We start from the raw sequence: 12,603 nt of genomic DNA, 5'->3' as shown, positions 1-12,603 counted from the left end.
CTGTCACATTCGTTGCGGAGATCGGCGAGTAACGTCGCAGGACGATGTCGTTTCGGGACCGCTTCTACACCAAGCAGACCGCGCAGGTGATCCTGTCGTGGCGGATCGCCGTCGGAATCGGCGTTGCCGTGGCACTCGTCGTCGGCGGGCTCGCCTGGCCGCTCGGCATCGTCGGCGGCCTCGTCGTCTATGCCGGACTCGTCGCCGTCGGCATGCCGAAGCCGCAGGCTCGACCCAAGATCGACCCGTTCACCGTCGGTGAACCGTGGCGCCAGTTCGTGCAAGGCGCCCAGCGTTCGGCCGCTCGGCTCCACGACACGATCTCCACGGCTCGCGAGGGTCCGCTGCGCGACCGAATGGACGCCGTGGCCCAGAAGCTCCAACACGGTCTCGACGAGACCTTCGAGATCGCGCGACGCGGCGACGAGATCGATGCCGCCGTCACGCGCCTCGACCCGACGGCGCTCCGCTCCAAGCTCGCCACACTCCAACAGCAGCGGGCGTCGATCCCCGACGAGCAGGTCGACGCCGCCATCGCCTCCGTCGAAGCGCAACTGGCCACCACCGACCGACTCAAGGCGCAGTCGGCCCAGACGGCGAGCACGCTGCGCCTCACACAGACCCGTCTCGACGAACTCGTCGCCCGCGCCGCCGAAGTGAGCATCGGAGCCGCCGACACCGACACGTACGAACACGACGTCGACGACCTGGTGGTGGAACTCGAAGGTCTTCGACTCGCCGTCGAGGAGACGAACCGTCCGTGATCGGACGCTGATCGCCTCATGAGCGGTCTCCTCAAGAGCAACCTGGTCGTTGCCGCCGGCACCGCGCTGTCGCGGATCACCGGGCTGCTGCGCGTCACCGCCCTCGCCGCCGTGCTGGGTGACGGTGCGTTGGCCGACGCCTACATCCTCGCCAACGAGTCACCGAACATCGTGTACGAACTGCTGGTCGGCGGAGTGCTGTCGGCGACGCTCGTCCCGCTGTTCACCTCGTTCGACGCGAACGACGACGACGAGTCCCGCAACGTCGTGGTCACCACCTCGGTGGCGCTGATCACCTTGGTCACGCTCATCGCCGTCGCCGCCGCTCCGCTCGTGTTCGGCGTGTTCTCGGTCGATGTGGCCGACAACGTCGACGCCAACCTGTTCCGCACCGTCGGCACGACCCTCGTCCGCATCTTCCTGATCCAGATCCTGTTCTACGGGCTCACCGGCCTGGCGAACGCGTATCTCAACAGCCGCCGACAGTTCTTCGCCGCGGCCTGGAGCCCGATCGTTCCCAACCTGATCATCATCGCGACGCTGCTCTCGCTGCCGTCGCCGGGTGAAGGCGGCTGGCAGCTCACCGACGTGCTCGACGACACGCGGCTCCGGCTCACGCTCGGCTTCGGCGCCACCGTCGGCATCGCCGCGATGGCCCTGATCCTGCTCCCCGCGGCCCGATCGGCCGGCCTCCGCCCGAAGTTCGTGTGGAACCTCAAGCACCCGGCGGTCAGGAAACTGCTCTCGCTGTCGTTCTGGACCCTCGGATTCGTCACCGCCAACATCGTGGCCCTGACGGTCATCCGCAACCTGACCGAACCCGGCTCGTCGAACGCCTTCGCCTACTTCATCGGCTTCACGTTCTTCATGCTCCCCCACGGGCTCCTCGGCGTGTCGATCGCCACGACCTTCCAGCCCGAGATGGCCCGAGCGGTCGCTCGAGCAGACAAGACCGCGTTCATCAGTTCGGCCTCCCTGGGTGTGCGAATGACCGCGTTGCTCACCATTCCGGCGGGCGTCGGGCTGTTCGTCCTCCGACAACCGCTGATCGGTCTCGCCGTGCAGAACGGCGAGTTCGGCGCAGAAGGCTCGATCGCGTCGTCCCGGGCGCTCGCCGGGTTCGCGCTCGGCCTCGGTGCGTTCTCGGTCTACATGTTCGTGCTCCGCACGTTCTACGCCCACCAGGACACCAAGACGGCGTTCAAGGTCAACCTCGTCGAGAACGTCATCAACATCGTGCTGGCGATCGTGCTCGTCGGCTCCTACGGCGTGCTGGGCCTCGGTGCCTCGTTCGCGATCGCCTACGGGCTGTCGGGTCTGTGGGTGTTGCAGATCCTGAGCTACAAGGTCCCCGGGTTCTCGGTCGGCGAGGTGTTGGCGAGCATCTGGAAGATGATCGTGGCCGCCGCGATCATGGGTGAATCGGTCTGGTTCATCACCCGCAACGTCGGCGGCAACGTCGGCATCGACGCCGTCGTCAGGCTCGGCGTCGGCACGATCGTCGGCGTCGTGGTCTACGGCGTGCTCCTCTTCGCCATGGAAGCGACCGAACTCGATGCACTGCGCCGCCGCTTTCCGAGGCGAAGCATCCCGGCGAAAGAGTAAGATCGCCGCATGTTCAAGTACCTGAAGAAGCGTTGGAACTACCTGCTGGCGAAGCTCACAGGCCGATTCGAAGAGAACGCCGACCCGAAGGTGCAGCTCGAACAGGCGATCAGCCAGGCCAAGAACCAGCACGTCACCCTCAAAGACCAGGCCGCAAACGTCATCGCCAACCAGAAGCAGGCCGAGATCCGTCTCAACAAGAAGATGGAAGAGCTCGAGAAGCTCAACGGCAACGCCCGCCAGGCCCTCATCATGGCCAGCGACGCGCAGAAGGCCGGCAACGCCGAGAAGGCCACGCAGTACACGCAGGCCGCCGAGACCATCGCCGACAAGCTGATCTCACTCGAAGCCGACGTCGAGAGCCTGAAGTCGCTCGTGCTCGAGTCGACCCAGGCGTCCGACCAGGCCAAGGCCGCGGTCCAGCAGAACTCCCGCCTCCTCCAGGAGAAGATCGCCGAGAAGTCGAAGCTGCTGAGCCAGCTCGATCAGGCGAACATGCAGGAAGAGATGAACAAGGCGATGTCGGCGCTCACCGAGACGGTCGGCGAAGACGTGCCGACGTTCAACGAGGTGCAGGAGAAGATCGAGGCTCGTTACGCGAAGGCCAAGGCGAAGTCCGAGCTCAGCGAGGTCACCGTCGAGAGCCGCGTGCTCGAGATCGAGCAGGCCACGGCCAACGTGGCAGCGCAGAGCCGCCTGTCGGAGCTCCGTGCCGAACTCGGCCTCGATTCGGCGACCGCCGAGGTCACCGCCGAGTCGAGCGAAGCTCAGGCTCAGCCGTCAGAAGGCTGATCTGCTCAGCGCCGTGCGGCGCTCAGACCGAGTGAGAGCACGACGAGGTCGTCACGATGGACGACCTCGTTGTAGCCCTCGGGGATGTCGGCCGTGCGGCGACCACCGAACTCGCTGACGGCGGCGGCCGACATCGACGCGATGCCCCGAGCGAACACTTCTCCGTCGGCACTCACCACGTCGACCACGTCGCGTGCGGCGAAGTCTCCGGTCGCTGCCACCACGCCCGCGGGCAGCAAGCTGTTGGGCCGATCGATCAACGCCTGACGAGCACCCTCGTCGACCTGCACCACGCCGGCCACTTCGGCGGCGAACGCGATCCAGAGCTTGCGAGCCGACAGCGTGCGTTCGTGCGGAGCGAACGTGGTGCCGACGAGCTCGTCCGACACCGCACCTTGCAGCACGCCACGCCGGGCGGCTCGGGCGATCACGCACCGCACGCCCGACCACGAGGCCATGCGAGCAGCGGTGAGCTTGCTCGCCATGCCGCCACTCCCCCGTCCGCTGCCACCCGAGTCGGCCGAGATCGACAGCAACGGGTCGTCGGCTCGGATGAAGGGGATGAGCGTCGCCGTCGAGTCGGTTCGGGGATCAGCGGTGAACACACCGTCCATGTCGGTGAGCAACACCAGCACGTCGGCGTTGACGCTGTTCGCGATCATCGCCGCGATCCGGTCGTTGTCGCCGTAGCGGAGTTCGTCGTTGGCGATGGCGTCGTTCTCGTTGACGATCGGCACGCAGCCGAGATCGAGCAACCGGTCGATCGTGGTGCGCAGGTGCAGGTACTGCGTGCGCTCGACGAAGTCCATCGAGTCGACGAGCAGTTGGGCGCCGATGAGCGAGTGTCGGGCGAACTCGATGTTGTACGCCTCGACCAGACGGCTCTGACCGACCGCCGACACCGCCTGCACCGTCTGGATGTCGGACGGCCGTTGCGTCATGTCGAGCACAGCGAGTCCGGCAGCGACTGCACCCGACGACACGACGATCACGTCGTGCCCGCCGGCCTTCAGCGCGGCGACCTCGTCGGCGAGGCGCGCGATCGCTGCGGTGTCGATCACGCCGGCATCGGTCGTGATCGACGCCGTACCGATCTTCGCGACGATTCTCATGAGCTCATTCTGGCGTCAGCGTGGCCGAGCGACGTGGATGCGTTTCGTGTCACACCAGCTCAGACGAGCGGGACGTACTCGAAGCTGAACTCGCCGATCCAGATGATGTCGCCTTCGCGTGCGCCGGCTCGGTTGAGCATCTTGGGCACACCGAGTCGTTCGAGGCGGTAGTCGATGTAGGCGAGCGCCTCGGGGGTGGTGACGTCGTTGAGCGCAACGGCTCGCTCGACGTCTCGGCCGACGAGGCGGAACTCGTTGTCGTCGAGGCGCTCGACGATCGCCCCGCTCGCTTCGGGCCGGATGACGATGAGGCCGTCTTCGTGTTCGACCTCCTGGCGGGCGTCGTGGACGAGCGCTGCCATCTTGCCGACCAACTCCCGCACCCCCTGGCCGGTGATGGCCGAGACGGTGTCGCCGGTCCACTCGAGGATCTCGAGGTCGTCGGGCTGCACCATGTCGGCCTTCGTGCCGACGACGAGGCGCGGTCGGTCGAGGAGGTCGGGTTGGTAGCTGCCGAGTTCGTCGAGCAGCGTGGCCACCTGATCTTGGGGCCACACCCCGTCGGTCGGGGCGAGATCGACCATGAGGCACAGGACGCGGGCCCGTTCGACGTGGCGCAGGAACTGGTGGCCGAGCCCCTTGCCTTCGCTGGCACCTTCGATGAGGCCCGGGATGTCGGCGACGACGAACTCGGTGTTGTCGTCGATGCTGACGACCCCGAGGTTCGGTTCGAGCGTGGTGAACGGGTAGTTCGCGATCTTCGGTTTCGCCGCGGAGATGACGCTGATCAGCGTCGACTTGCCCACGTTGGGGAACCCGACGAGTGCGACGTCGGCCATGAGGCGCAGTTCGAGCTTGAGCCAACGCTCTTCGCCGTGTTCGCCCTGCTCGGCGAAGCTCGGGGCGCGGCGCTTGTTCGACAGGAACTTCGCATTGCCACGTCCACCGCGCCCGCCCGCTGCCGCGAGCCACCGGTCGCCCTGGTTGTTCAGTTCGGCGAGCACCTCGCCGGTGTACAGATCGCTGCACTTGGTGCCGATCGGCACCTTGATCTCGAGCGACTCGCCGCGGCGGCCGTGCATGTCTTTGCCCTTGCCGTGCACGCCGCGCTCGGCTTTGCGATGCGGATGGTCACGGAAGGCCAGGAGCGACGCGACGTTGTGGTCGGCGACGAGCCAGATGTCGCCACCGTCGCCACCGTCGCCGCCGTTCGGACCGCCCATCACGACGGGGCCTTCACGCCGGAAGCTGATGCAGCCCGCGCCACCATCGCCGCCCTTGACGTTCAATTGGCATTCGTCAACGAACTGCGACATCCCATCAGGCTAGGGCGGCCGACCCACGCTCCTGACGCCAACCTGGTTACATCGCTCCCGGAGCGATGTAACCAGGTTGGTGCGCGGGGATCGGAGCGGGCGGGCATATCGTTGCCTCATGGACGATCTCCCGTTCGCTGACGACGCCGCCGAGCGTGCCGATCGCTGGGCATCGACCATGTCCGGCCACGAACTCGGCGAACAGGTCGTCGTGGCGCACCGCGACTCGCATGCGACGGTCGGCGAAGCCCACATCATGACCCGCGAGGCACGCGAAGACCTCGAGGGCACGTTGCTCGCCTCCAACGGCACGCGTGCCGTCGGCGCCGGAAACCGCGCCCACGAGGAGGAGCCCGACCCGTATCGCACCTGCTTCGAGCGCGACCGAGACCGCATCCTGCACGACTCGGCGTTCCGGCGCCTGGCCGGCAAGACCCAGGTGTTCGTGTTCCCCGGCGACCACCAGCGCAACCGCATGACCCACGCGCTCGAAGTCGCCCAGGTCGCCCGTTCGATTGCGCAGGCACTGAGCCTCAACGTGCCGCTGGCCGAGGCGATGGCGATCGGCCACGACTGCGGACACGGTCCGGGAGGGCACGCCAGCGAAGACGCGCTGTCGCCGTACCTGCCCGACGGGTTCGACCACGCACCCTGGGGCGCCGACGTCACGTTGCAGCCGCTCAACCTGTGCGCCGAGACCCTCGACGGCATTCGCAACCACTCGTGGAGCCTCCCCGCACCGCAGACCCCCGAGGGTGAAGTCGTGTCGTGGGCCGACCGCATCGCCTACGTCTGTCACGACTTCGAAGATGCCGCAGCCGCCGGCATCGTCACCCCGGGCATGCTGCCCGACATCGTCGCCGAGCGCTGCGGACGAGATCGCAGTACCCAACTCGGAACGTTCGTCCGAGCGATGATCACGGCCACCATGTCGACCGGCCGCATCGGGATGACGCCCGACATCGCCGAGGCGCTCGCCGCATTCCGCTCGTTCAACTACGAGCACGTCTATCTGCGCCCGGCGAGCACCCAGCAGGCCGACGCCGTCATCGCGCTGCTGCGGGCGCTCGTCGAGCACTACGCCGACCGGCCGCACGCCATTCCGTCGGCCACCGCTCGCGCCGCCCTCGGCGACGGCGTCCCACTCGACCTCATCGAGGCCGGTTCGCAGGAGTCGATCACCGCCGCGGTGGCCTACGTCGCCGGCATGACCGACCGCTACGCGTGCGAGCGTGGCCTGGTCGAGCTCAACTGGGACCCGACCAAGCTTCCGACCGCGGTCAGCTGAACGGCAACGTCCAGGTCTGCACGGTCAGCACGGCCAGGCCGACCTCGGTCGCCACGCCGTCGAGGAACAGCGAGCGGATGCCCAGGCCCATGATGAACAGGCTGCCGAGCCCGTACAGCAGGTGGAGCTTGTCGGCGATGAACGGGCTGTTGCGGTAGCTGTAGAGGATCGCCACCGCGAAGATCGTGCTGAATCCGTAGAGCGCGTGGAACGAGTCGAGTTCGACGCCGTGACGGTTCACGATGAGTGCTCCGATCGCTGCGACCACGATGGTCGACATCTGGGCGACGGCGGTCGCCCACCACAGTTCGCGTCGCCGCAACGAGGGAAGCAGGTGGGCAGCGAGTGCCCAGACACCGACGAACGCGTTGGAACAGATGAGAAACCAGCCGGTGGCGACGTGCGCGTCGTGGAGCGAGCTCATCGACCGGCTGGGGTGTTCAGCCCTCGCACGGGAGGCCGCCGGTGATCATGGTGACCGTGTCGAGATCGGTCAGACCGGTGAGATGGCCGCGGAGGTTGTCGTTGACGATGAAGGTCGTCGGTAGGAACTCGTCTTCCTCGATGAACGTGGACGCGGGGTACGCCTGCAGCAGTTCGGCCACCGTCGAGCCGTAGGTGATCCCCTCGGGTGTCGCCAGATCGGGCGGCGTGCCAGGGGCGAGGCCCGCCGGGTCGAGCGACCCGTACTGGTAGGCGTAGAAGTGGAGCCGGCCATTTGCGACGTCGGAGGCGTCACCGAACTCCAACATCAGCGATCCCCAGAAGACACGCCGTGCCTGGGTGCCCGCACAGGCACCGAACTCGAACGGGTCGACGTAGCCGGTGTCGACGGTGGGACCGCCGATGAACGAGCTGATGAACCCGATGATGCCGTCGGGGTCGGCACCGAACGCGGCGGCACCGACACCGGTCAGTTCGAGGTCGAACGGAGCGTCGGCGGACTCGTCGGGAACCGTCGTGGTCGTCGGCGGCACGGTGGTGGTCGGCACCGTCGTGGTCTCTTCGACGGTGGTCGTCGTGTCGTCGAGCGTGTCGGCGGGATCGTCGGCGGGATCGTCGGCAGGCTCGAACACCGGGACCGTGGTGGTCGTGGTCGTGGTGAGCAACGTGATGTCGGGCAGCGTCTGCTCGGCTCCGTCGTCGGAGCCCGACGAACACGCTGCGAAGACGACGAGGGCCGCGACCGAGGCGGCGAAGGCGGTGCGCCGATGCATCCGGCCATCTTGCACGACGCTGCGCCCCGAAGGGCGGATTTCGACGACCACGGTCAGGCGTCGGGAGTGTCGAAGATCCACCCGACGCGATACGGCGGCTGTGCGTCGTGTTCGATGAACCATTCCTTGCCGAACGACATGGCGAACACCTCGGGCGGCATCTCCATGAAGAACGACGAGTCGGTGATCTGGCTGCGATGCGCTCCGAGCGCAGCGCGCTTCTGGTCGATGTAGTCGACCACGTCGACACAGAGGGTGAGCGCCGATTCGGGCTCGCCGAACGGATTGCCGTCGTCGGCCGGACCGGCGGGGTCGAAGTCGAGACCCGCGCCATCGCCCTCCGGGGCCTCGCCCGACTCGCGAGCTGCGGTGATCATCGCCACCATCGCGTCGCGATTCGCTGTCGCTTCGAGCACACGGAGTCCCGGGACCATCTCGGCGGCCCGACGACCGACGGTGTGCACCTTGATGTGATCGGGGTGCCCGTACGTGCCGTGCCAGTCGTAGCAGGTGAGCACGTCGGCATCTTCCTCCCGGAGGATGTCGGCGAGACGACCGGCCGCTTCGTCGAGATCGGCCTGGTGGAAGCTGTCGGCGTTGGCGTTCTGCTCCCAGCCGGTCATGCCGGAGTCGCTGTAGCCGAGCCACGCGACACGATGGATGCCGAGCGCGTCAGCGGAGCGCTCGGTCTCGACACGCCGTCGATCGGCGAGCGTCTCACCCTCGGCGAGGTCGTCGGGGACCTCACCGAAGTCGCCGTTGGTGGCGACGACGAGCACGACGCGATGGCCTTCGGCCGCCGCTCGCGCCATCGTCCCGCCGGTCGAGATCGCCTCGTCGTCGGGGTGGGCGTGCAGGCAGACGAGCGTCGACATCGAGTCAGTCTGTCGGGAAACTCGCGGTGTCACTCCGCGTGCTTGATGGCACCCGACTCCAGCATCGAGTCGATGGCCGTACCGTCGACGCCCCACTCGGCGAACACGTCACGGGTGTGCTGACCGGGCCAGGCCGGCAATCCGTCGACGGTCGCTTCGGTTCGGCTGAAGCGCGGTGCCGGTGCCGGCTGCGTCACTCCCCCGTGTTCGACGAACGTGCCGCGCTCGACGTTGTGCGGGTGTTCGGCGGCCTCGCTCATGGTGAGCACCGGGGCGAAGCACACGTCGGTGTGCTCCATGAGCTCGCACCACTCGTCACGGGTCTTCGTGAGGAACAGTGCGGTCAGGCGTTCTTTGAGCGGACCCCATTCGGACTGGTCCATCTGCTTCGCGAACTGTTCGTCGTCGGCGAGGCCGGTGAGGCGACGGAGTTCTGCGTAGAACTGCGGCTCGATCGATCCGAGCGAGATGTAGGCCCCGTCGCTGCACTCGTACACGTCGTAGAAGTGGGCGCCGGTGTCGAGGAGGTTGGTGCCGCGGTGGTTCTCGTCGAACATGCCCATCGCCTTGAACGACCAGAACATCGTCATCAACACGGCCGAACCGTCGACCATCGCGGTGTCGACGACCTGTCCCTGACCGCTCGACGTGGCTTCGAGCATCGCCGCCACGACACCGAGCGCGAGGAACATGCCGCCGCCACCGAAGTCGCCCACCATGTTGAGCGGAGGCGTGGGCGGGCCGTCTTTGCGGCCGAAGTGGGCGAGCGCACCGGCGAGCGCGATGTAGTTGATGTCGTGCCCCGCGGCCTGCGCGTACGAACCGGTCTGGCCCCAGCCGGTCATCCGACCGAACACCAGCTTCGGGTTGCGTTCGAGGCACACGTCGGGGCCGACGCCGAGCCGCTCCATGACGCCGGGGCGGAAGCCCTCGATCAGCGCGTCGGCACCGGCGACGAGTTCGAGGAGCGCCGCTGCGCCGTCCGGGTGCTTGAGGTCGATGGCGACGTTGCGGCGACCGCGCAGCAGGATGTCGCCGTGGGGCTGGTCGGGTGCCGGGCCGCGCACGGCACCGGCGCGTTCGACGCGCACGACTTCGGCACCGAGGTCGGCGAGCAGCATGGCGGCGAACGGACCGGGGCCGATGCCCGCGATCTCGATGATCTTCTTACCGTGGAGTGGTCCTGGCATGTTCTTCTCCTGAGTGAGGCGTTGGGTCGTTGTGCGAGTGAGATGAGCGGATGTCGAGGCCGTCAGGCGGCGGTGGCGACGCGGATGTGGCCGCCGACGAGTTCGGCGTAGACGGCCCAGAGCGGGCGGGGCATGTCGTGGCCCATGTCGGCGAGCAGCACGTACCGCGATCCGGGGATCAGCTCGGCCGTGCGCTCGCCACCCGATGGCGTGATGAGCGTGTCGTCGCGTCCGTGGATGACCATGGTCGGCACGTCGAGTCGGGCGAGGGCCTCGGTGCGATCGCCGCTGGCGTAGATCGCCGCGAGCTGGCGAGTCGCTCCTTCCGGATAGAAGCAACGGTCGTACTCGGCGGCGGCGCGAGCGCGCACGGCGTCGGCGTCGAAGTGGCGCTTCGACGCCCAGGTCTTGGCGCGCAGCGCCGACTCGATGTATGCCGATCGTTCGCGAGGCGGTGGGGCCAGCAGCGCCTCTCGGGCTTCGGTCGTCGGCTTGCCGACACGCTGGTCGCCGATGCTCGACATGACCGACACGAGGCTGGCGATTCGCTCGGGATGCTCGATCGCCATGGTCTGCACGATCATCCCGCCCATCGACATCCCGGCGACGTGCGCCCGGTCGACGCCGAGGTGGTCGAGGAGGCCGATTCCGTCGGCCGCCATCTCCGACAGCGTGTAGGGCACCTCCGGAACCGGAGCGCCGTCGAGCGTGGCTCGCAGCACTTTCATCGGCGTGACCTTCTGACCGTCGAGTTTCGACGACAGACCGACGTCGCGGTTGTCGTAGCGCACGACGTGCAGGCCCTGGGCGACGAAGTGTTCGACGAGGCCGACGTCCCAACCCAGCATCTGCGACGTGTAGCCGCTCACCAGCAGCAGTGTCGGGTCGCCCGGGTTGCCGTACGCCTCGTACTCGATCTCGATTCCGGAAGACAACGCAGCCCGTGGCATCTGCCGATCATGCCAGAGCACCCGCCCCGACAGGAAAGCGCACCGGCTCTCGCCGGTCAGCGACCGTGTGCGACGTCGAGCGCTCGCGCCATCCGTTCGATGGCCATCGGCGTACGACTCCCCCACCAGAACAGGTCCTGGCCGTCGACGCGCACGACGGCGCTCGTGGGAAGCGCCGCGGTCAACTCGCCGACGTGGCCGTCGTCGAACTCGTACGGCTCACTCGGCACCAGCACCAGGTCGGGAACCTGCGACGCGATCGCGTCGAGTTCGACCGTCGGATACGCGTCGTCGGAACCGGTGGCGACGAGATCGACACCGAGGTGCGCGAGCAGCGAGCCGCCGTAGGTGTTCGAAGCGATCGTCATCCACGGTCGCCGCCAGATGGGAACGAACGCCGTGCGCCTGGCCTCGACGTCGACCGGCTCAGCACGTGTCGTCGTCGGCGCGGCCACGCCCACGGCGGCGGCGAGTTGCTCGACCACGTCGAACCCGGCCGCGACCGAACGCACGTCGGACACCAGCACGTCGAGTCCGGCGACGACCAGCGCGTCGTGATCGTCGATCCGGTTCTCTTCACGGTCGAGCACGACCAGGTCGGGTGCGAGTTCGATGATCTGCTCGATGTCGGGATTCTTGGTGCCCCCGACGTGGCGGAGGCTCGGCTGCTCGCAGAACCGGGTGCAGGCGACGACGTCGGCGCCGAGCGCGAGCAGCGTCTCGGTGCTCGACGGGACGAGGCTGACGACGCGCGTCATCGGCGTGTGCGGCCGCAGCGATCGCGAACGATCATCCGCCGAGCAGGCGGGCCTTCTGCGCCTCGAACTCTTCCTGGCTGAGCGTGCCGCGTTCGAGCATGCCTTCGAGCTTCTCGAGTTGCGTGGCGACGTCGGAACCCGAGCCGGTGGTGTTGACGGTGAACCGACGTTGCTCGTTCGCTTCCATCTGCTTGTGGATCTGGTTCTGCACGCGATCGGGCTGACGGATGTCGGTGAAGCGCTGCTGCCCGTCTTCGCCACCCGACTCGATCAGCAGGTCGCCGGCGCCGATCATGCGCTCGAAGATGCTCTGGTTGAAGTGCACCGTGTTGACGCGTTCGAGCGGGATCTCGATACCCGCCTTGGCGAGCACGCCCGAGCGGAAGATGAGGCGGTCGCTCGTGATGACGAAGTTGGTCGTCGCCCACTTCATGTACCGCACGACCAGCCACACGATCGAGGCGATCAGCAGGATCACCGAGATCCAGCCGAGCACCTTGCGACCGTTGCTGCCGCCATCGGTGAACACGAGCGTGACGATGCCGAGGATGATCGAGCCGACGACTGCGGCGACCGGTTGCGCGTAGTACCACCAGTGCGGGTGGAGATCGACGGCGACTTCTTCGTGATCGTTCAGCAGCTTCTTCGGATACGGCATCCCCACAACGTAGTGCCCAACCACCCGTCGACGACGGAGGAAGCGACCATGAACTGCACCCACGTCTCACGCCGCTCC

13 protein-coding genes are annotated in these 12,603 nt (G+C 67.3%); 4 read left to right on the top strand and 9 right to left on the bottom strand.

Annotation, left to right across the window (positions count from 1 at the left end; translation table 11 throughout):
* Nucleotides 1-44 precede the first annotated feature (44 nt).
* From YM304_RS11760 to YM304_RS11750, 3 genes are read left to right on the top strand one after another with little or no spacing between them, the layout of a single operon-like run.
* The gene (locus YM304_RS11760) at nt 45-764 is read left to right on the top strand and encodes an AAA family ATPase (protein WP_015441908.1); all 720 of its coding nucleotides are present in this window, start codon (nt 45-47) and stop codon (nt 762-764) included.
* Nucleotides 765-782: 18 nt separating this feature from the next.
* Nucleotides 783-2,369: a murein biosynthesis integral membrane protein MurJ gene (gene murJ / locus YM304_RS11755; protein WP_015441907.1), complete on the top strand. Its 1,587-nt coding sequence runs from the start codon at nt 783-785 to the stop codon at nt 2,367-2,369.
* Between the two features lie 9 nt (nt 2,370-2,378).
* On the top strand, nt 2,379-3,161 hold the full coding sequence (locus YM304_RS11750) for a PspA/IM30 family protein (RefSeq protein ID WP_015441906.1): 783 nt from the start codon (nt 2,379-2,381) through the stop codon (nt 3,159-3,161).
* A gap of 5 nt (nt 3,162-3,166) precedes the next feature.
* Here the strand turns inward: YM304_RS11750 and proB are convergent, their stop codons facing one another.
* Entirely contained in the window at nt 3,167-4,273 is a 1,107-nt protein-coding gene (gene proB, locus YM304_RS11745) for a glutamate 5-kinase (RefSeq protein WP_015441905.1), read from the bottom strand.
* A gap of 59 nt (nt 4,274-4,332) precedes the next feature.
* Nucleotides 4,333-5,589 (bottom strand): GTPase ObgE, encoded by a 1,257-nt coding sequence (obgE, locus tag YM304_RS11740; RefSeq protein ID WP_015441904.1) that lies wholly within the window; start codon nt 5,587-5,589, stop codon nt 4,333-4,335.
* A 178-nt stretch (nt 5,590-5,767) separates the two neighbouring features.
* On the opposite strand from obgE, the gene YM304_RS11735 reads away from it, so the two are divergent.
* Nucleotides 5,768-6,877: an HD domain-containing protein gene (locus YM304_RS11735; RefSeq protein ID WP_083908581.1), complete on the top strand. Its 1,110-nt coding sequence runs from the start codon at nt 5,768-5,770 to the stop codon at nt 6,875-6,877.
* Here YM304_RS11735 and YM304_RS11730 read toward each other — a convergent pair.
* The 7 genes from YM304_RS11730 to YM304_RS11695 form a co-directional block, all read right to left on the bottom strand.
* Nucleotides 6,870-7,301: a hypothetical protein gene (locus YM304_RS11730; protein ID WP_015441902.1), complete on the bottom strand. Its 432-nt coding sequence runs from the start codon at nt 7,299-7,301 to the stop codon at nt 6,870-6,872. The genes YM304_RS11735 and YM304_RS11730 overlap by 8 nt on opposite strands.
* 16 nt (nt 7,302-7,317) lie before the next feature.
* On the bottom strand, nt 7,318-8,094 hold the full coding sequence (locus YM304_RS22505; RefSeq protein WP_015441901.1) for a hypothetical protein: 777 nt from the start codon (nt 8,092-8,094) through the stop codon (nt 7,318-7,320).
* A 53-nt stretch (nt 8,095-8,147) separates the two neighbouring features.
* Complete coding sequence (locus YM304_RS11715) at nt 8,148-8,969, bottom strand: PIG-L family deacetylase (protein WP_015441900.1); 822 nt, start codon at nt 8,967-8,969, stop codon at nt 8,148-8,150.
* 29 nt (nt 8,970-8,998) lie between these two features.
* The gene (locus YM304_RS11710) at nt 8,999-10,159 is read right to left on the bottom strand and encodes a CaiB/BaiF CoA transferase family protein (RefSeq protein WP_015441899.1); all 1,161 of its coding nucleotides are present in this window, start codon (nt 10,157-10,159) and stop codon (nt 8,999-9,001) included.
* Between the two features lie 62 nt (nt 10,160-10,221).
* Nucleotides 10,222-11,109: an alpha/beta fold hydrolase gene (locus YM304_RS11705; protein ID WP_015441898.1), complete on the bottom strand. Its 888-nt coding sequence runs from the start codon at nt 11,107-11,109 to the stop codon at nt 10,222-10,224.
* A 56-nt stretch (nt 11,110-11,165) separates the two neighbouring features.
* On the bottom strand, nt 11,166-11,867 hold the full coding sequence (locus tag YM304_RS11700; RefSeq protein ID WP_015441897.1) for a helical backbone metal receptor: 702 nt from the start codon (nt 11,865-11,867) through the stop codon (nt 11,166-11,168).
* A gap of 31 nt (nt 11,868-11,898) precedes the next feature.
* Nucleotides 11,899-12,525 (bottom strand): PH domain-containing protein, encoded by a 627-nt coding sequence (locus YM304_RS11695; protein WP_015441896.1) that lies wholly within the window; start codon nt 12,523-12,525, stop codon nt 11,899-11,901.
* Nucleotides 12,526-12,603 lie beyond the last annotated feature (78 nt).

It is taken from the genome of Ilumatobacter coccineus YM16-304 (assembly GCF_000348785.1).
Lineage (GTDB): Bacteria > Actinomycetota > Acidimicrobiia > Acidimicrobiales > Ilumatobacteraceae > Ilumatobacter_A > Ilumatobacter_A coccineus.
Note: the sequence above shows the minus strand (reverse complement) of the source record. Positions and strands in the feature narration are given on the sequence as shown.